Source organism: Brumicola blandensis, from assembly GCF_031846165.1.
GTDB classification, from domain to species: domain Bacteria; phylum Pseudomonadota; class Gammaproteobacteria; order Enterobacterales; family Alteromonadaceae; genus Glaciecola; species Glaciecola blandensis.
Map to the genome: position 1 here is coordinate 53,531 of NZ_JAVRIE010000004.1, position 20,476 is coordinate 74,006.

Annotated in this window: 14 protein-coding genes; 10 read left to right on the forward strand and 4 right to left on the reverse strand. The window is 44.0% G+C overall.

Features of this window, described 5'->3' with window-relative positions:
• Window positions 1–71: 71 nt before the first annotated feature.
• Together RM544_RS10755 and RM544_RS10760 are read right to left on the reverse strand one after the other, a co-directional pair.
• Entirely contained in the window at window positions 72–1,034 is a 963-nt protein-coding gene (locus RM544_RS10755) for a fatty acid desaturase family protein (RefSeq protein WP_311361796.1), read from the reverse strand.
• Window positions 1,035–1,081: 47 nt separating this feature from the next.
• Entirely contained in the window at window positions 1,082–1,696 is a 615-nt protein-coding gene (locus tag RM544_RS10760) for a paraquat-inducible protein A (RefSeq protein WP_311361797.1), read from the reverse strand.
• A gap of 290 nt (window positions 1,697–1,986) precedes the next feature.
• Here RM544_RS10760 and RM544_RS10765 point away from each other — a divergent pair, with 290 nt between their 5' ends.
• The 9 genes from RM544_RS10765 (at window position 1,987) to RM544_RS10805 (ending at window position 14,404) form a co-directional block, all read left to right on the forward strand.
• Entirely contained in the window at window positions 1,987–2,910 is a 924-nt protein-coding gene (locus RM544_RS10765) for a TraB/GumN family protein (RefSeq protein ID WP_311361798.1), read from the forward strand.
• A 144-nt stretch (window positions 2,911–3,054) separates the two neighbouring features.
• Entirely contained in the window at window positions 3,055–4,377 is a 1,323-nt protein-coding gene (locus RM544_RS10770; RefSeq protein ID WP_311361799.1) for a DEAD/DEAH box helicase, read from the forward strand.
• Window positions 4,378–4,517: 140 nt separating this feature from the next.
• Complete coding sequence (locus RM544_RS10775; RefSeq protein ID WP_311361800.1) at window positions 4,518–5,228, forward strand: tellurite resistance TerB family protein; 711 nt, start codon at window positions 4,518–4,520, stop codon at window positions 5,226–5,228.
• A 102-nt stretch (window positions 5,229–5,330) separates the two neighbouring features.
• Window positions 5,331–6,461, forward strand: a complete 1,131-nt coding sequence (locus RM544_RS10780) for a DUF4785 family immunoglobulin-like domain-containing protein (protein WP_311361801.1) — start codon at window positions 5,331–5,333, stop codon at window positions 6,459–6,461.
• Between the two features lie 84 nt (window positions 6,462–6,545).
• Window positions 6,546–7,589, forward strand: a complete 1,044-nt coding sequence (locus RM544_RS10785) for a hypothetical protein (protein ID WP_311361802.1) — start codon at window positions 6,546–6,548, stop codon at window positions 7,587–7,589.
• 227 nt (window positions 7,590–7,816) lie between these two features.
• Window positions 7,817–9,973 carry a molybdopterin oxidoreductase family protein gene (locus RM544_RS10790; protein WP_311361803.1) on the forward strand — a complete coding sequence of 719 codons (2,157 nt, stop codon included), beginning with the start codon at window positions 7,817–7,819 and terminating at the stop codon, window positions 9,971–9,973.
• A 173-nt stretch (window positions 9,974–10,146) separates the two neighbouring features.
• Window positions 10,147–11,340, forward strand: coding sequence for an endo-1,4-beta-xylanase (locus RM544_RS10795; protein ID WP_311361804.1), 1,194 nt, complete (start codon window positions 10,147–10,149; stop codon window positions 11,338–11,340).
• A gap of 70 nt (window positions 11,341–11,410) precedes the next feature.
• Entirely contained in the window at window positions 11,411–12,724 is a 1,314-nt protein-coding gene (locus tag RM544_RS10800) for a glycoside-pentoside-hexuronide (GPH):cation symporter (RefSeq protein ID WP_311361805.1), read from the forward strand.
• Window positions 12,725–12,736: 12 nt separating this feature from the next.
• The gene (locus tag RM544_RS10805) at window positions 12,737–14,404 is read left to right on the forward strand and encodes a glycoside hydrolase family 43 protein (protein WP_311361806.1); all 1,668 of its coding nucleotides are present in this window, start codon (window positions 12,737–12,739) and stop codon (window positions 14,402–14,404) included.
• Between the two features lie 395 nt (window positions 14,405–14,799).
• Here RM544_RS10805 and fadA read toward each other — a convergent pair whose 3' ends face one another.
• Together fadA and fadB are read right to left on the reverse strand one after the other, a co-directional pair.
• Window positions 14,800–15,960, reverse strand: coding sequence for an acetyl-CoA C-acyltransferase FadA (gene fadA / locus RM544_RS10810; RefSeq protein WP_311361807.1), 1,161 nt, complete (start codon window positions 15,958–15,960; stop codon window positions 14,800–14,802).
• Between the two features lie 19 nt (window positions 15,961–15,979).
• Window positions 15,980–18,139: a fatty acid oxidation complex subunit alpha FadB gene (gene fadB / locus RM544_RS10815; RefSeq protein WP_311361808.1), complete on the reverse strand. Its 2,160-nt coding sequence runs from the start codon at window positions 18,137–18,139 to the stop codon at window positions 15,980–15,982.
• Between the two features lie 336 nt (window positions 18,140–18,475).
• On the opposite strand from fadB, the gene RM544_RS10820 reads away from it, so the two are divergent.
• Entirely contained in the window at window positions 18,476–20,461 is a 1,986-nt protein-coding gene (locus RM544_RS10820; protein WP_311361809.1) for a lytic transglycosylase domain-containing protein, read from the forward strand.
• Window positions 20,462–20,476: the final 15 nt, after the last annotated feature.

Here is a 20,476-nt window from a genome sequence, read left to right on the forward strand (position 1 = left end):
TAGAAAGTTATATTCAGGAAAGTAAACATAACTCAAGGCATTCAGAAGCTCAACATTCGTGCTGTTTTATGTCATTCAGTTTTTAGTAGTAACATACGAACCACATCAGCATATCCATCAGCTATTTTCACCTCTTTATATACACCCTGTTGTTGAAGGTAAGCATGAAAAGCCGGCAACTGATAACAAGGGACGTTTGGTCTTAAGTGATGCTCTAAATGATAATTTACATAGTTCGGTGCAACAGTTAAGCGTTCCCACCAGGCTGCTTTCGTTGTCCTAGCGTGTTGCAATGGGTTGCGGTCCAATAAGTTTGGTACACCGGCATGCTCTGCCGCATTTCTAATTCTTAAAAACAATTGGTAGACGGTAAAGTAGGCAATAATCCATAGAAAAAAGAGATGAGACAAGCCTAATGCCCACAATACTGTGAACAACAGGAGATTGCTCAGAATCGGCAATAGTAGCCCCTTAGTTAGGTTTTTTGCCATCAATAACATGCTCACTCGCTTTGTTGCTTCTTTTTGTTTGAAGACCATATCGTAGTTCAATATGCCGGCATTCATTAACATTAAAGCGTAAAGCGTCTTAGTGGCAGTGATACCGCTTAGATCTCGCAATACTTTTCTAACAAGACTCGTGCGAGTCACAGGGTAAGATTTGTAATTGGGATAATCGGGGTCGTTTGTCGTACCGGCATCTTTATGATGTTTTAAATGATAAGTGCGATATGCATCTAAATCGGCTAAAACAGGCGCTCCACAGAAAAAACGTCCGACCCATAAATTAAGCTGCTTGTTTTCAAATAGCATGTAGTGCGCTGCATCATGCATGAGTATGGCAATACCCAGTTGACGATTCGCTAATAAAAGCACACTTATTATATAGCTAGGCCAATAGGGGAGTAATACTGGCAGTGAGAATGCAAAAGCTATCATCAACCAATTACCAAGAACTAACAAAGCGCCTTGAATATTTGATTTTTTAGTGAATGGCAGTACCTCTTTAGGCTTGAGCTTAAGTACTGTGTCCATAAATCATTCCTCTAGTATGCCGGGAAAACAAACCCCAAGAAGGTACATTACTCCGTTTTTTCAACATCGCAAGTATTCAGCCTTTCGTTTCTTACGAACTTCGTATTTTTCAGTGAACTTAGCAACATTTGGCTACCCAGTAATGAAACTAAGCAGTAAGCAGTAAAGAAGTAAAAACCTGTTCCTATGCTAGAGAGTGTTTGTGTGCTGATTTCTAAATCGAGAGACATGCCTAAGAAACTCAGTTCATGTCGCTCTGTGCTTTCAGCGTGATTTGTTGAAAGCACTGCCAGAAATATAGCGACAACAAAAACATCTGCCATTGACCATTTGCCTATGGTTGCGACAAATGAGGCAATCTTCTTTTGTATTTGTGGCTTTTTCGAAAAATAAACAGTGGTGACCAAGCCTGTTTTAAGCAAGGGAATGACGACGGAAAATACAAAAATAAGTATTGAAACAAGATATCTATTTTCCTCGAATAATTGACTTACCGTGCCGATAATGGACAGTTCTTTGTCGACGAGTTCAGTTGCCATAGACGCGCCAGAGAGCGCACCCGCTAGTTCCATATTAAGACTGAACATAGGGAGCAAAATACCGGGGAAGAATAGGGTAAGTGCCACTATCGTTAGTGCGAATCCAAAATGTTTCTGATACAAAACCAAACTCCTTTATGTGGTCGAATAACTCGCTATTGACAATAATGTTATGAACTTAGTTCATGAATACATGATATGAATAACTGTTGTGTTAGTTTCGCATGATAGTATCTCGCTGTAGTGAAGTGAATGAGAGATTCACTAATAGTGTGTCAAAGCGTTTCAGATTGATTGTTAGACATACTTTGTTGCAAATTGTAAATAACATCATTTAGAAGTTCACAGCAACTCTCACAGTGAGTAGTATGCTGACTGAATTGTTTAATATCATCTTTAAGGATAGAGAAAATATGAACTTGAAAGCAACGAAAAACCTGATCACTAAAGTACTTTTGACACTCGGTTCTGTCATGGTTTTGGCCTCCTGTGCCGTAGAACCTGCGCTTATGGTGAATAAGGAACCGAAACAAACGGCATCGGTTTGGAAAGTCACTAATGGTGAAAATGTGACTTACTTTGGTGGCACCGTACACATTTTAAAAGAAGAAAATTTTCCGCTGCCAGCACAATACGATAAAGCCTATGCTGCATCTGACAAACTGGTATTTGAGACGAACATTGACGGTATGGAATCCCCAGCTTTCCAACAACAAATGATGTCAAAAATCATGCTAACGGATGGCACGACATTGCAAACACGTTTGAATGAAGAGACCTATGCGCGTCTAAAAGAGTTTATGGATTCGCGTGGCATGCCTATTGCCAATTTTCACCCTTTAAAACCATCTATAGTCGGCATAACGGTGACTGTAATGGAATATCAAGCAAATGGTTTAACGCAAGAAGGGGTAGATAAGTTCTATTCTGATAAAGCAAAAGCTGACGGAAAAGAAATTGCGTGGTTCGAGTCACTTGAACAGCAACTCGATTTTATCGTTAACATGGGTGGTGATGATGAGAATGGCATTATCAATTACACCTTAGATGAGATTGCAAATTTACCCACTTTGATCGAAGACATGCTTGGCACGTGGAAAAGCGGTGATCTGGCTCAGATGGATGAAAAACTGGTGAAGCCAATGGCTGATGGATTTCCACAGGTATACGAAGATCTGATCATTGACCGCAATGATGCTTGGATGCCAAAAGTAATTGAAATGCTTAATGATAAGCCAACGGAGTTTGTTTTAGTTGGTGCAGCCCATTTAGCAGGTAAAGATAGTGTCTTTGCTAAACTGGAAGCAAAAGGCTACAAAATAGAAAAACTGAATTAGTAAAAAGCCTGTTTAATCAATGTTAGCGCCGCATTTTCATTGCGGCGCTTTTGTTTCTGCTGTACCCTCTGCGCCACATCGCTAGTGAATTCTATATTCGCGATAAATACGTTTTTTCCCATTCAGCCACACAAGAGCCAATCTATGTCATTTAACACCCTAGGTCTATCCGATCCCATTCTCAAAGCCATTGAAGAAAAAGGATATACCGAACCTTCTCCCATCCAACGCGAGGGGATACCTGCGGTACTTTCAGGCAAGGATGTAATGGCTGCTGCACAAACGGGTACTGGTAAAACAGCTGCGTTTACTTTGCCCATTTTAAGCATGTTTGAATCAAAGCAACGCGCTAAACCTAATCATATTAAAGCCTTGATACTCACACCAACCCGTGAACTGGCTGCACAGATTGATGAAAATATTGCGTTTTATGGCAAGCATTTAAATTTACGTACGCACGTGGTGTTTGGTGGAGTGAAGATTAATCCTCAGATGATGAAGCTTCGCAAAGGAATCGATATCCTGGTAGCCACCCCGGGACGTCTATTAGATTTGTTTCAACAAAATGCAGTGAAGTTTTCTCAACTAGAAATATTAGTGTTGGATGAAGCTGACCGCATGCTCGATATGGGGTTCATTCACGACATTAAAAAGATTTTGGCTTTGTTGCCAAAACAACGTCAAAACCTCCTTTTTTCGGCTACCTTTTCAGATGACATTCGCGAGCTTGCAAAAAGAATCGTCAATGACCCCGTTGAAATTTCAGTCAATCCGAAAAACAGTACCGCAAAACGAGTCGAGCAAGTACTTATCCCGGTTGATAAAACCAACAAAAATGCGCTTTTGAGCCATTTGATTGAAACCAACAATTGGCAACAAGTCCTCGTATTTTGTCGCACAAAACATGGTGCTGATCGTCTCGCAAAACACTTAAATAAGAAAAACATTACGGCCTCTGCGATACACGGAAATAAGAGTCAAGGTGCGCGAACCAGAGCCTTAGCTGATTTTAAGGCGGGTGAAATTCGGGTGCTGGCAGCGACTGACATTGCAGCGCGCGGAATAGACATTAGCGAGCTACCGCAAATCGTGAACTTTGATTTACCCAATGTAGCTGAAGACTATGTTCATAGAATCGGGCGAACGGGTCGAGCAGGTGCTGCCGGACATGCCTACAGTTTTGCCACGGTAGAAGATAAAAAACCAATCAGTGATATTCAAAGTCTCATTTCTCAAATTATTCCGCAGGAAATAATCCCGGGGTTTGAGCCTAGTGCAAAAGTACCTGAAGTTGCATTAAAAGCGCAAAAGCCTAAACGACCTAAGAAGCCTAAACAGCCGCAGCAAGGCGGAGCAGCTAACGACGCTCAGAAGCGTCCAAATGGTACTGGTGCAAACACTCCAAATAACGGGAATGCCAAGCGAGCAAACCAGAAGAGACGTCCTAGAAGAATCACACCTCAGTAAGACTGTATTTAGCATCGGTTTTATCGATGCTAAGCTCTCGCTTATTCGTGTTTTCTTTGCCATAGGCTAACTTATACTCATGTTATTAATTTCAAGTAATGTAAATGTGTTTACACAACTTGTGACATGAGGATAGGCAAATGATCAATGTAAACAAGATGCTGGCCAGTTTAAGTCGCTCTAGCATGATGAAAGGCAGTGGAGGTAGTTTGCTCTCTGGTGGTCTTGCCGGCGGATTAGCTGGTAGTCTAATGAGCAAAGGTGGGGAAAAAACCGGGAAAAAAGCGCTTAAAGTTGGCGCGTTAGCCGCTGTCGGTGGTATCGCATGGAAAGCATACAAATCTTATTCTGAACAGCAAGCTAGAGATCGCGCATTCAACCAAGGTAAATACCAAGAATATGGCAGGGCACCAAGTCAAGGTTTTGCTTATACGCCAGACTCTTTGCGCGAAGAACAGTTTGATGATGTGGTACGAGAGAATAATAGTGAAGGACAAATGCTCTTGTTAAGGGCGATGGTCTCAGCGGCCCATGCTGATGGACATATTGATCAGACTGAACGTATGAAGATTTTCGACCAAGTAGATGGCATGGATTTAGCCCCTGAAGACAAAGCTTCTCTATTCGATGAAATGCGTAACCCAATGAGTCTAGATGCGCTAGTTGCTTCGGTACCCTGCTCAGAGGCTGCTGCAGAAGTATATGCGATAAGTGCGCTTGCAATTGATTTAAGCGCAAGTGAGTCCCGTGTATACCTCGATAAGTTAGCTCAATTATTATGTTTACCCTCTGAGCTGCAGTTCGCATTAGAATCAAGTGCTCATGATGCAAGACTGTCAGTCACAGCATAATTAAAAGTAAATTAATTGTTAATAAAATAAATAAAAACTTAACATTTGCGGGTGCCTTCGTTATATTAATGGTCTGATGAGCGGAGCAGCAAGGTAGCGTAGGTGTCAAATTCAACTAAGTGGATCCTTTCAATCACGGTCGTGTTTGCACTAGCGAGCGTGATTGCGGTAATGCTTTTTTCTGAGGATGAAACACTGGTCGATGAACTCTCTATTGTCGCAAAGGAGAATGCTTCACCTTCGACACCTCCCACCGCGATTCCATCGAATCCTAGCCTATTAAGCAAGAGCACGGCAAGCTCGGTGACAGAAACTATGCCGCCTGAAGACGCTGCTATTTTCAAAGCACAAATCACACAAGTAGCAGATATGTATAGTGAGACAGCGCAATATCCCATTGGCTCACAACCTATTCGAAACCCTGCGGAAGCTTATCAACCCAAAGCATTTGAGGAAGCGAATTTCACCGTTCCTTATCCAATGCAGAATGGCGGTACTTTAGAAGTTAACGCGGCGCTTAATAAACACCAATATTTTGCTGGAGAAGACATTCAAATACGCTTGCAAATAAAGGGTAATGACAGTGATGCGTTTATCGAACCGAGTGCGGTTGTGGCATCTTCTGAGAAAGACTTACTAAGCGGAATAACTTTCGTTGAATCGGCAACATCGACTCGAGAATTTCTGGCGACTGTTCGCTCTGATGATATATCCGATGACCTTCCATCCCCCGAGCTATTGCTAAAAGTGACTATCGACGTCGACGGTGAAACATTTTTCATCACACAAGGCTTTACCTTATTTCAAGCGTCGGCGGCAGTCACCGGCATTGGCCGAAGCGAAGTAGATGATGCCAATCTTCTGATCCCAGTAAAAATAGACGTTGAAGAAGCTGGTTATTACTTTCTGAATGCCATTTTAGAGGATGAAGAAAGCGCAAAACCCTTGGTCGCCTTACAAACCGAAGGGCGTCTGAAAAAAGGCAATAAAGAACTGCGTCTACTTGCACACATCCAAGCGCTCAAAGTGGGAGAGTCAGAAGGGCCGTACACCTTAAGAAGTATCAAGCTCTACCGAGGCGCGAAAGAAGGTGAGCAATTTGATGTACCCGGTAAGTCAAATAAGAAAAGTTTTCCAGTACAGGGGTTTTCGTTCGAGCAGTACAGTGACGTAAAACATGTTGACCCGCTGGCGAAAGAGCGAGAAGCGTTCCTGCGCAGTTTGGCCAAATAGGGCAAGCAACGAACGTGAAAGACAACGATAAATATCACACACGATAATAATAATAAGAAAAAATAATAAAACACGAGGTGAAACATGAAAACGAAAGCATTACTGCTACTCGCACTGGCGTTTATGGCGTCCAGTGTGAATGCAAGTATTAACGGAAAACCGGTCATATTAGTCCATGGTTTCCAAGTTGAAGACTTGCAGAATAACCCACCTAATGAGGGCTTTTTACAACAACGCTCAGTTGAATACTTCGGTGAGTTCTGGTCACAGCGGGCCGACCGACATCACTATTTCTCAAGTGCTGACCGAGTACGAGGTGGAATTAAAGATCAGTTTAAACGCCATTTCGAACGCTTGGAGAGTAATGGCTTGTGCGCACAGGGTTGTATATGGGTCACGCATTCTACTGGCGATCTAGTATTACGTGACGCTTTATCTCGCCTAGGTCAATGGGGTATCAATCAAAGCCGAGTTAAAGTGCTGGCTGTCGTTGACCTTGCTGGTGCTGGTGGTGGCACAGAGTTGGCTGATTTGGCGGTCACGGTGTCTGAAGGCGGTGGTTTTATCCAAAACAGCATCCGTACCGTTGTTGGTTTATTCCTTGGCGTGAGTGTCGTTCCGGATAACTTAGGAGTAGTGAACGATTTGCGTCCTGCAACAGCAAGGAGTATTGCACCTCAAAACCAAGCATTTCCTAGACTACGTTTTACAGGCACCGGTTCTGCTTTTGCTGGCCTATCTAAGCCGTTTATTTTAGGTTCAGACGACAGCGTTGTGCCACTTCATAGTGCTTGTGGCTCTCGTTTTGTTGGTAATTACGAATCTTGTGATCGCAATATTAGAGTGAACGGTCAGCTGAAAAGCAGTCGTGCACCTAGTTCATTGTTACATAACCACTTTGTTGTGTTGATGGGTGAAAAAGCGGATCACTTTGAGGTGATCACGGATGAGAGAGCAGGCGGTAACTATGCAACTGTGATTAATGATCGCACCTTCAATGGTGTCAGAGTCGATTTCGACGATGTGACAGAGCGTAAATGGTGGAGCTGGTTTACTAAAGTGAGAACCTTACGCAATGGTGACCGTAAAAGTATGTCGCGTCATGTTTACGAGACTTTAGACAACTAAGCGACCACGCTACTTACTATCTATCAAAGGCCTTGAATGCATTTGAGTGTGTTCAAGGCTTTTTATTTTATTCGCCTTCATTCAATATCCAGTGGTTTTGAATAAATACCGATGATGCTTGTATATAAGCCTTTTTGCCGCTAGTTTTATACTTACATTTTATTTACATCTAAGCATATTCTCGCAAACTGCGCGCTCTTGCTTGATAGAGTATATCTAGGGCTTCTATGACAGATTCAACGCAAAAACATTATTCTACCTGTACGCTATGTGAGGCCATGTGCGGTATAGAAGTCACGACACAAGAGCGTGAGATTCTTTCCATTGCTGGCGACAAACAAAACCCATTTAGCGAGGGGCACGTTTGCCCTAAAGCGATGGCTTTGAAAGATCTTTATGAAGATCCCGACAGAGTCAAAAAGCCTCTCGAAAAAACCGCATCGGGCTGGCAAGAGCTGGAATGGGATGAGGCGCTTGATAAAGTGGCTCAAGGCTTGTTTGATGTCCAACAAAAACACGGTACTGAATCTGTCGCCACCTACTTAGGAAATCCTAACGCGCACAATATGGGCTCTATTTTGTTTGGACCCTACTTCTATCGAGCATTGCGTTCTCATAACCGCTATTCTGCGACATCAGTTGATCAACTACCTCATCACATTGTCAGTCGACAATTATTTGGTCATCAATCGCAAATACCCATCCCTGATATTGATCACACCCAGTATTTTATGATTATCGGTGGGAATCCATTGGCTTCGAATGGCAGCATCATGACAGTGCCACATATCAAGCGTCGACTAAAAGCGGTGCAATCTCGAGGAGGCAAGGTTGTCGTCGTTGACCCCAAAAAATCAGAAACTGCAGATATCAGTTGTGAGCATCATTTTATCAAACCCGGTACGGACGCTTTACTGCTCTTAGCTATGCTAAATACTCTGTTTGCTGAGGGCTTAAACAAGCCCGGAAAACTAGCAGAATTAACGCCGAAACTGTCTTTGATAGAAGCTTATGTTGCTCCTTATCCGGCTTCTCGTGTGGCTACACTAACGGGCATGGATGAACAAGAAATTAAGGATATCGTGCGTGGTTTCTGTGCTGCAGAGTCGGCTGTATGTTATGGACGTATGGGGGCTAGCGTACAAGCCTTTGGCACCTTAACGCAGTATCTGATCATGCTTTTTAATATCCTGACGGGTAACCTAGATAGGCAGGGTGGAATGATGTTTACGCAACCTGCGGCTGACCTATTGCCACATTCTGGCAGAGGCACCATTGGACAATATCATTCGCGAGTTCGAAAATTACCTGCATTCGCTGGGGAGTTTCCGGTTTCAGCCTTAGCGGAAGAAATACTGACCGAAGGTGAGGGGCAAATCAAAGGTATGGTGATTGGCGCAGGTAATCCAATTTTGACCACACCAAATGGGCAGCAATTGGACACGGCTTTTGAGTCTTTAGAATTCGTTGTCGCCGTTGATTTTTTCATTACTGAAACAAGCAGGCATGCCAACATCATCCTACCTCCAGTGACAGCGCTAGAGCGCGATCATTATGATGTGGTTTTTCATAATTTTGCGGTTCGAAATAGCACTAAGTTCTCTCCCGCTATTTTTGAACCAAGCGATGATTCGCGCACCGATTGGCAAATCTATCTTGGCTTAGCAGAGCGACTCGATGCGCTAAATGGCGCATCAACAGAAAAGTACGCCGCTTTGTGGCAGAAAGAGCCGACCGGTGTGGTCAATGATTTATTGCAGATGAGTGATTACCGTCACGAGGGTGAACGTTTGAATATCGACCTGCTGAAGCGTTTACCGCATGGTATCGATCTTGGCCCCTTACGAGAAGACTTACCTAACGCAATTTATCATAGCGACAAGCAAATTGATCTGAGCTTTGATTACTTCATGGGCGATCTTCAGCGCCTCAATGACACTTATTTTGCTGATAAGCCGGCAGAAGAAAACGGTCAATTACAGTTGATTGGACGCAGACATTTAAAAACCAACAACTCTTGGTTACATAACAGCCAACGAATGGTGAAAGGAACGAAGGGAGGATTGTCTCGTTGCACGGCGCAATTGCACCCTGATGACGCTCAACGGCTTGCCGTTACCGACAAACAAATGATCACGGTCAGTTCTCGAGTGGGCAGTATTCAGATTCCGGCTGAGATAACTGAAAAAATAATGCCCGGTGTCATCTCAATTCCACATGGATGGGGTCACAATAAAAAGGGGATGCGTTGGAAGGTAGCTCAAGAGCACGCAGGTGTGAGTGTGAACGATTTGACAGATGAAATGGTGTTGGATGAGTTATCTGGAAATGCAGTTCTTAATGGGGTGCCAGTCAGTGTCACCCCGATAGAAAGCGCAAACTAAAAGCACCATGTAGATCTTGAACATTGCGCTTGATTCATTGCTCGATGAATTGAGCGTAATCGTTCATTTATTTCATTACGTTTTTTAACAATCGGCTTACCTTCTCCTCTACTTGATTGACTTGCTTTGACTGCTTGGCATAGTCTACATGTTAATTATTTGTTGAGGCGATTATGCGTAAATTTACATTTTTATCATTGATGATGGTACTTGCTGTTGTATGTATTTTTGCTTGCACTCCTTCAACATCAAGCAGCACGGACGCTCGAGAAAATAAATCAACGAAACAAAGCAAAGAGCCTGTGACTAGAGCGCTCGCTGCTGCCTATTCTCCTTTTTTCTCTTTTGGGGTTGCAGTGAATAGAAATCATGTAACTCAAGAAGATAATCCAGGTGCCAATATAGTTCAGCAGCACTTCTCTGTATTGACGGCTGAAAACGATATGAAGTGGGAAAGTATTCAGCCCAGTGAGAAACGCTTCACGTTTAAAGGCTCAGATGCGCTTGTATCTTTTGCTGAAAAGTATGACAAAGAACTCATTGGTCATGTTTTCGTGTGGCATCAACAAACACCTGACTGGGTTTTTGAAGATGAGGAAGGTAATTTTGTTTCTCGGGAAGTGCTTCTACAAAGAATGCGGGATCATATTTTCACATTAGCTGGTCGTTATGAGAATGCTATCAAAGGCTGGGATGTGGTGAACGAAGCACTCAATGAAGATGGTAGCTTGAGGAAGTCAAAGTGGCAGCAAATTATTGGTGATGATTTCATCGAGAAAGCCTTTGAGTATGCTGCTGAGGCAGCGCCGAACGCTGCGCTCTATTACAATGATTACAATCTATTTAAAGCTGAAAAAATGGACGGCGCTATCGCCTTAGCAAAGCGCCTAAAAGCCAAGGGTATTCGAATTGATGGTATTGGTATACAAGCCCACTACAGCAACGAGCCCCCGTTAGAAGAATTAGAACAAAGTATACAGAAGGTCATCAATGCTGGTTTCAAGATCATGATTACTGAACTTGACCTGACCGTATTGAAATTTCCGGATGAAGATAAAGTGGGCGCGGATATCACCCTAGATTTTGCATTTCAAGAGGAATACGACCCCTATAAAAATGGGATTTCTGAAGCATCACATCAAAAGCTGGCGACCGCCTACATCGATTTGTTCCGCTTATTCTTGAAATATCATGAGCATATTGATCGCGTCACCTTGTGGGGAGTTTCAGATAAAGACACTTGGCGAAACTATTGGCCAATGAAAGGTAGAACAGATTACCCACTACTGTTTGATCGAAAACATCAGGCAAAGGACTTTGTAGACGATCTTATCGCGTTGGCAGAGAGTGCAAATAAAATAAATTAAACACTAGGCGGACCGCTAGAAGGTCATGACTAGTAAAGATATTAATAATAAAAAGACAAGGGAAAGCAGTATGCAAAGGCTTAGCGTTAAAGAGAAGTTTGGCTACGGCCTTGGTGACACGGCGAGCAATATCGTGTTTCAAGTTGTCATTGGTTTTCTAACCAAATATTACACTGATGTCTATGGCATTGGGGCAGCAGCAGTCGGCACCTTGTTTTTAGTGGTAAGAATCTTTGATGCGATTACTGACCCAATTATGGGAGGTATTGCTGATAGAACCGAGACGAAATGGGGTAAATACCGTCCTTATTTGGTTTGGTTTGCCTTACCCTACGGCGCGCTTGCGGTTGCGGCATTTACCACACCCGAATTAACTGAAGATGGCAAACTGATATACGCCTATCTTACCTATGCAGCCTTAATGACGGTCTACACAGCGATTAACATTCCTTATTCAGCACTGGGCGGTGTGATGACAGCGTCACCCACTGAGCGCGCATCTGTGCAGTCATGGCGCTTTGCGCTAGCGATGGTTGGCGGTGCGATAGTGACCGCGTCAGTCATGCCATTAGTAAACTATTTCGGGCAGGGGAATGAACAATTAGGCTTTCAAATGGCCATGGTGGTGCTTTCCATTTTTGCTGTTATCTGCTTCTTTCTTTGCTTTGCTTTTACCAAGGAGAGAGTACCTCCACCACCTCCATCTAATGCACCTTGGGTTGCAGGGATCTGGCGTGATTTCAAACAAATGTTACGCAATGACCAGTGGCGCATTATTGCTATTATCAGCTTGGTAATACTTATCAGCGTTGTCATGCGAGGTGGAACAACGATTTACTATGTTGAGTATTATTTGGAGCGTGAAGACCTTGTTACCTTATTTATGACAAGCGGTATGGTAGCAGGCATTTTTGGTGCGTTAGCTGCGAACGTACTCGTTGCCAAGTTTTGTAAAGTGCAACTGATGAAGGCGTGCGCCTTAGGCATCGTGATTAGTAACGGCATTTTGTTTATGGTGCCTCGAGACGGTATGGAGCTTGCCTTAGTTTTCACGATACTGGCCAACTTTGTACATATGATCTTCACTCCTCTTATGTTCTCGACGGTTCCTGATACTGTCGATTATGGCGCTAAAAAACTCGGCCAAAGTAGCATGGGGATGGCATTTTCAGGGCATTTATTAATGATAAAGATGGGTATTGCTCTAGGCGGAGCGGGTATCGGTTGGATTTTGGCATATTCAGGATATGAACCAAACGTTAGCCAAAGTGAGTCAGCATTAAATGGGATTTTATTTCTCTACACGATCGCATCTGTGATCGCCGGCATTATTATTTTTTTCCTCATGAACAACTACAAACTCACTCGTGATTTTAAAGACTAAGGAACATCTATTTTGAGTCAACATACTATTATTCAAAACCCTATTCTACCTGGCTTTAATCCAGACCCAAGTGTCGTGGCGGTGGGTGATGACTTCTATATCGCGACATCTACTTTTGAATGGTATCCAGGGGTGCAAATCCATCATTCAAAAGACTTAAAAAATTGGCGCTTAGCAAAACGACCGTTAGATAGGAAGAGCCTACTAGACATGCGCGGCAACCCAGATTCTTGCGGTATTTGGGCGCCTTGTTTAAGTTATCACGATGGCTTGTTTCACCTCATCTATACAGATGTAAAACGTTTTGATGGTAACTTTAAAGATGCTCATAATTACCTAACAACCTGCGAAACTATTGATGGTGAGTGGAGTGAGCCGGTGTATATGAACTCTAGCGGTTTCGATCCATCATTGTTTCATGATGATGATGGGCGAAAGTGGTTCGTTAATGTGATTTGGGATCACCGTCACGAAAATAATCGTTTTGGCGGTATTTTGCTGCAAGAGTATTGCTCTAAACAAAAGAAATTAGTGGGGCCGATTAAAAATATCTTTAAAGGTACTAAACTTGGTTTGACTGAGGCGCCACATCTATTTAAGCGCAATGGATATTACTATTTACTCACCGCTGAAGGTGGCACTTTTTATACTCACGCGATGACTATGGCGCGCTCGAAAAACATCGACGGACCTTATGAAGAGGATCCTCACGGCTACCTACTGACCGCGAAAGACCATCAAGATTTAGGTTTGCAGCGAACAGGACATGGTGACTTGTTTGATGCACCGGATGGCCAGTCGTATCTTGTGCATTTGTGTGGGCGGCCGTTAGAGGGCGAGCGACGTTGCCCGCTTGGTAGAGAGACCGGTCTGCAAAAAACAGTATGGGGTGATGATGGGTGGTTGCGTTTGGAAAGTGCCATCTCCACAGAGAGTGAGGGTAGAGCAACAACCAGCAACGGCCTTCCTGAAATCGAAATTACAGTAAGTAACTTGCCTTTGCATCCTTGGCCCGCCAAAACGGAAAAACACGATTTTGAATCGCCTGATTTGCCAAGCGACTTTCAATGGTTGCGAACGCCTACACCAGAAACATTTATGAGCTTGACTGAGCGTTCAGGATACTTGCGTTTGAAGGGTAAAGAATCTATTGGTTCATTGTTCGAGCAGGCGTTAATTGCTCGACGCCAAGAAGCATTTTCTTATACCGCCGAGACAGCTCTGGAATTTGAGCCTGAAAATATCCAACAAATGGCAGGACTTACTTGCTATTACAATAGCCGTAAATTTCATTATTGCTACGTTTCAATAGATGATGATGGGCAACGTTATGTCGACATCATGAGTTGCCTTGGTAACGGTGATCAAATGTTGAATTTCCCCTTGAGAGAAGGGCATTTGGGGGAGTTCAAAACTGATGCTAGATTTGTCCTACCAGCTGAAGATAAGGTCTATTTGAAAGCAGAAGTTGATCGTCATGTGCTTACGTTTCATTTCTCGACTGATGGTCAAGAATGGACAAGGTTGCCGGTTAATTTAGATTACACTGTGATATCTGATGAAGCCGGTGGTGGTGACGGTTGTCATTTCACTGGTGGTTTTGTCGGTATGGCTTGTCAGGATGTTTCTGGCCAGCAGTGTTACGCTGATTTTGACTACTTTAGTTACGTAGAGCGGTAATTTTGCTCTTCGTGTCATTGGCGCGCTAACAGTCATTACCGCGAAGGCGGTAACCTAAAACAGGGATTCCCTCCTGCGAGGGAATGACGGGGTACAGTCATTACCGCGCTACCCCAGTCATTACCGCGCTACCCCAGTCATTACCGCGCAGGCGGTAACCTAAAATCGGGATTCCCTCCTGCGAGGGAATGACGGGATGAAGGGAATGACGGGATGAAGGGAATGACGGGATGAAGGGAATGACGGGATGAAGGGAATGACGGGATGAAGGGAATGACGGGATGAAGGGAATGACGGAATGGCAGCTCATAATTCTAATTTAAGACAAAAAAAAGCACCTATCGTGATGATAAGTGCTTTTGTTTATTTAGCTTAGTCTGTTGCTATTTTTGTCGTTATACACGCTCAAAAATAGTCGCGATGCCTTGGCCTAGACCAATACACATTGTAGCCAAACCAATTTCTTTATCGTTAGCTTCCATCAAGTTAATCAGGGTTGTCGAGATACGCGAACCAGAGCAACCTAATGGGTGGCCTAGTGCAATTGCACCACCATTCAAGTTCACTTTTTCGTCATACTGTTCCAACCAACCTAAGCGCTTGATGCACGATAAGGCTTGCGCTGCGAAGGCTTCATTGAACTCGGCAATTTGAATGTCATCCATTGTCATGCCAGCACGTTTCAATGCTTTCTGAGTGGCTGGTACCGGGCCAAAGCCCATAATGGCAGCATCACAGCCCGCAACAGCCATTGCGCGAACTTTCGCACGTGGTGTAAGCCCAAGTTCTTTCGCGCGGTCCGCAGACATGATCAACATCGCTGAAGCACCGTCAGATAGCGCTGAAGAGGTTCCTGCGGTCACGGTGCCATTAACTGGATCAAACACCGGTCTTAAACCTGCTAAGCCCTCTACGGTGGTTTCAGGGCGAATAACTTCATCGTGCTCGATTAAGCTAAGTACACCATCTTTGTCATGACCTTCAATCGGTACAATCTCATTCCAACGACCTTCAACCGTCGCTTTGTGGGCACGCTGATGTGAGCGAGCACCGAAAGCGTCTTGCATCTCACGGGTGATCCCATTTTGACGGCCCAATAACTCAGCTGTCATACCCATGCTGCCAGACGCACGCGCAGTGTGTTTAGCAATACCAGGGTGGAAGTCGATATTGAAGTCCATAGGCACGTGGCCCATGTGCTCTACACCACCAATCATATATATATCACCGCGACCACTCATGATGCCTGAAGTGGCATCATGCAAAGCTTGCATAGAAGAACCACACAAACGGTTCACTGTCACCGCGCCTGTTGAGCGAGGGATGGGCGTGAGCAATTGTGCATTACGAGCAATGTTGAAGCCTTGTTCTTTGGTTTGCTGTACACAACCCCAAATAATGTCTTCAATTTCTGCAGGGTCAACACCTGGATTACGTTCAACTAATTTTGTCATTAAGTGTGCTGATAACGTTTCAGCTCGCACATTTCTGAACACACCGCCTTTGGAACGTCCCATCGGGGTACGAATACAATCGATAACTACGACATCTTTCATTTTTATCTCCTCTGGTGACTTAGGCTGATTGTGAAAAGTAAGATTTACCAGCAGCGGCCATTTCGCGCACACCGTCTGATATTTGATAAATAGGACCTAAACTGGCGTACTTGTCGGCAAGTGCAACAAAATTCGCTAAGCCCATAGTTTCAATGTAGCGGAAAATACCACCTCTGAACGGAGGGAAACCTAAACCGAACAGTAAGGCCATATCCGCTTCAGCTGCGCTTGCTACAATACCTTCTTCTAAACAACGAATCGCTTCGTTTGCCATTGGGATCATGACGCGAGCGATGATTTCTTCTTTATCGAAGTCTTTGCTTGCAGCAACGTGACCCTCAAATAAAGCGTAAGCTTCAGGAGACGCTTTCTTCGCAGGACGACCGCGCTTATCCAATGAGAAATCATAGAAACCTTTACCGTTCTTCTGACCTAAGCGACCGGCCTTATAAAGCAAGGTAACTGGGTCATTGTCAATTTTCTGCATACGCTCAGGAATGCCATCAGACATGACGCCGGAAGCGTGGTCAGCAGTATCCATTCCGACTACATCTAGCAAGAACGCCGGACCCATAGGCCAACCGAATACTTTCTCCATGACTTTATCAACCGCGGTAAAGTCAGCACCATCAATCAATAACTGGCTGAAGCCAGCAAAGTAAGGGAACAATACACGATTAACTAAAAAGCCAGGGCAATCATTCACTACGATAGGTGTTTTACCCATTTTCAGTGTCGCAGCAACGACTGCGCTGATTGTTGCATCTGAGGTTTGTTCCCCTCGGATGATTTCAACCAATGGCATTTTGTGCACAGGGTTAAAGAAGTGCATACCACAGAAACGCTCAGGCTTGTTTAAACTCTCTGCTAATTGGTTGATAGAAATAGTTGAGGTGTTTGAACAAATAATGGCATCATCAGCAACTGTTTTTTCAGTATCGGCCAAAACAGCCGCTTTGATTTTAGGATTCTCAACTACCGCTTCAATCACTAAGTCGGCATCAGCAATCGCATTTTGATCAAGGGTAGGAATAATGTTGTTCAGAGTAGAAGCCATTTTCTTCGCATCTACTTTGCCACGTTGCATTCCCTTCGCAAGAATACCAGAGGCTTCTTTCAATCCTAGGTCGAGAGCTGCCTGATTAATATCTTTCATGACAGTTGGAATACCCTTTACAGCACCTTGGTATGCAATACCACCGCCCATGATCCCAGCACCCAGAACAGCATGTTGCTTCACTTCTTTTGTTGCGCCTTTAGCTACTTTTTTGCCTTTACTTTTGACCAATTGGTCGGCAAGGAAAATACCCACCTGTGCTTTACATGCATCGGTTTTAGCAAGTGCTACAAAGCCTTCATTTTCGAGCTTCAAGGCACCATCGCGATCCAGACCAGCAGCTTTGCTTACGGTCTCGACCATTTTATGTGGTGCTGGGTAATGCTTACCAGCTTGTGCTGCAACCATTGCTGCTGCAGTAGAGAAGCTCATCATTGACTCATTCGTATTCAACATCAACGGGGCTTTTTTCTGGGCTCTACGGTTTTGCCAATCGAGCTTTCCATCGATGGCACTTTTTAGCATTGTACGTGCGGCTTCGTGCAATTTCTCAGGTGCAACAACTGCATCAACAGCGCCTTCTTTTAAGGCTTTTTCGCCGTTGCGATCGCGTCCAGTGGTCATCCACTCGAGCGCATTATCTGCGCCAATCAAACGTGGCAGTCGAACCGTGCCGCCAAAACCAGGCATCAAACCTAATTTTACTTCTGGCAAGCCAATCTTTGCTGTTGTATCTACGACTCTAATGTCGCCAGCTAAGGCCATTTCGCAACCCCCGCCCAAAGCGAAGCCATTCACTGCAACAACGCTTGGTACTGGCAGATCTTCAAAGCGATCGAACACTTGCGATGTTTTTGCTACCCATTCAAGAATATCTTCCGGAGCCATCTCAAATAGCGGAGTAAACTCGGTAATATCGGCGCCGACTATAAATGTACTTTTTGCTGAACGAACTAACACACCTTTAACACCGTCTGTCGATGCAATTGCCTGTGTTGCTTTGTCGAGTTCTTCAACGGTTTGTCTATCAAATTTGTTGACTGAACCTTGTGCATCAAACACCAGTTCAGCAATTGAGTCGTCTGTCAGTGTTACTGAAAGACTCTTGCCTTCAAAGATCATTCTATTCTCCTGTGACATTTACAACACGCCAGTATTAATTGTTAAGATTAGACCACACAATACCGATAGGTGATTTATACTCTCATTGGACGTATTGTTGGTTTAAGTGTTCTAAATAATGAACTGAGCGATTCAAATAATCGTTCAAACCCGTTAATCTGTATTTACTACCACTAAGTATCAATGGAGTATGTGAGATTAATAGTAGAACATCAGCTTGATTCATCAACCTGTTCATCTACATGGTCATGAATACTACGTTTTCAACCACTCATTGTACCAGTTATTTTTTTGTTTATTTATTGTAACCGACACATAACAACGACGAGAACCCGCTTGCATACGCACATAGCCTATATTTATCCCATTATTTTGATAGTCAGTATTTTGTTCGCGAATGTTGCACAAGCGGATGAAAATACCAACAATGAAGCCGTGTTGGCAGAAAAGCGAGCGGCCTTTCTGCGTATCGAAAAACAAGTTTGGAACACCAGCGATGCCGACTTCGCCGATTTAGTGGTGCAGCTTGGTGATTATCCCTTAGTGCCCTACTTGATTGAGAAAAAAATACTGCATGGACTCACAACTCGTAAAGCCGAGCAAGTAAGCGCGTTTTTGAAAGAGTATGAAAATACCCCGCTAGAGCGTAAAGTACTGAGAACCTGGTTGCGTTACCTAGCAAAGAAAAATCGTAAAAGCCTGTTTCTGGAGTCTTATCAATATATAGGCGACACAAAATTGAGCTGTCGACACTTCCGCTATCAGTTGGAAGATGGGGTTGCCATTGAGACATTGTATCCAGCATTGAAGCAACTTTGGAATGTGGGGAAATCTCAGCCTAAAGACTGTGATCCCTTGTTTAAGTTACTAAAAGACAATAATCAAATTACACCAGAACTTATTCTCGCGCGCATATCGAAAGCAGCGCAAGGTGGACAGCACACACTTATTCCTTATTTAACCAAGTTGCTTCCAAGCGAGCAGCAATACTTAGGTAAACTCTGGCACAAAGTGCGCAGAGATCCCTCATCGCTCAGGCGATTAAATGCCTTTTCTGAAAAATACCCAGAGGTTGAAACTGCCATCATCAGTTACGGCTTGGGTCGTTTAATATGGCGGGATAAGTCTTTGGCTTTGCGCACTTGGAAAAAGGCTGAAGAAAAATTTACCTTTAGCGCTGAGCATAAAGCGCATATTGCGAATCGTTTTGCGATCAGTTTGGCAATCGCTAATCATGAGAAAGCAGAGCAGTGGTTAATTGAATCAGAGAGCCTCGAGCAAGATCCTGAAGTCTTGCGTTGGCACTTGGCTATCTTACTGAACGAGCAAAACTGGTCTAGCATCATTAATTTGATTGAAAAGGCTTCGCCAGTATTAACCAGTAAAAATGACTACCGATATTGGTTGGCGCGCAGTTACGAAGCGATGAACAATGGAGCAAAAGCAAAAGAATTGTATCAACAACTGGCAAATGAGCGGCATTATTATGGCTTTCTTGCGAGTGCTCGTTTGGGACAAGCCGTCAGCCTACAAGATTCTCCCTTGTTGATTGAGAGAGAGCTTCTCGACAAGGTTGCTTCATTACCTAGTGCGAAGCGTGCGCGTGAGCTCAAAGAGTTGGGCCGATTTCATGAAGCGCGTTTGGAGTGGCGTTATGCGCAACGCCAGCTAAGCGAACAAGAGAAGTTGGCGTCCGCAGTACTGGCAACAGAATGGGAATGGCATGACCAAGCTATTTTTACTTTTTCAAATACCGGCTATCTGGATGACGTTAATCGGCGCTTTCCGATGGCATTTGCCGATGTTATTACCCGCGAGGCCCAACGCTATAAAATCGACCCAGAATGGGCATTTGCCATTGCGCGTCGTGAAAGTTCCTTTATGACCGATGCAGTGTCATCAGCCAGAGCGTTTGGTCTAATGCAAGTACTGCCTTCTACTGCCAAGTATCTAGAGAAAAAACGTGTGTCGGAACGCTCTTTAATGCGCCCTGAAGTGAACGCGAAACTCGGGAATAAGTATTTGCGGTACTTGATGGATAAGGTCGACAACAACACTGTGCTTGCAACGGCGTCTTACAATGCCGGTTGGAGACGGGTGCGAGGGTGGTTGCCTGAAAACGATACAATGGAAGCCGATTTGTGGGTCGAAACCATCCCATTCAAAGAAACCCGTAATTATGTGAAAGCGGTTCTCGCCTATAAACAGATTTATCAAAACAAGCTATATCAAATTAGTGATTCGGACACGTCTGATAGAAAGCCGGGCTCGGTTTTTGCTGACTTTGTCCAAATGCAAATTCCAAGTAGCGTGGCTGATTAGCGCCAACAAGCGCTG

Excerpts from the sequence above, each read along its gene's own strand:
- RM544_RS10785 (WP_311361802.1), top strand. The coding sequence starts at position 6,546 with ATGAAAACGAAAGCATTACTGCTACTCGCACTGGCGTTTATGGCGTCC.
- RM544_RS10795 (WP_311361804.1), top strand. The coding sequence starts at position 10,147 with ATGCGTAAATTTACATTTTTATCATTGATGATGGTACTTGCTGTTGTA.
- RM544_RS10790 (WP_311361803.1), top strand. The coding sequence starts at position 7,817 with ATGACAGATTCAACGCAAAAACATTATTCTACCTGTACGCTATGTGAG.
- RM544_RS10775 (WP_311361800.1), top strand. The coding sequence starts at position 4,518 with ATGATCAATGTAAACAAGATGCTGGCCAGTTTAAGTCGCTCTAGCATG.
- RM544_RS10755 (WP_311361796.1), bottom strand. The coding sequence starts at position 1,034 with ATGGACACAGTACTTAAGCTCAAGCCTAAAGAGGTACTGCCATTCACT.
- RM544_RS10770 (WP_311361799.1), top strand. The coding sequence starts at position 3,055 with ATGTCATTTAACACCCTAGGTCTATCCGATCCCATTCTCAAAGCCATT.
- fadA (WP_311361807.1), bottom strand. The coding sequence starts at position 15,960 with ATGAAAGATGTCGTAGTTATCGATTGTATTCGTACCCCGATGGGACGT.
- fadB (WP_311361808.1), bottom strand. The coding sequence starts at position 18,139 with ATGATCTTTGAAGGCAAGAGTCTTTCAGTAACACTGACAGACGACTCA.
- RM544_RS10765 (WP_311361798.1), top strand. The coding sequence starts at position 1,987 with ATGAACTTGAAAGCAACGAAAAACCTGATCACTAAAGTACTTTTGACA.
- RM544_RS10800 (WP_311361805.1), top strand. The coding sequence starts at position 11,411 with ATGCAAAGGCTTAGCGTTAAAGAGAAGTTTGGCTACGGCCTTGGTGAC.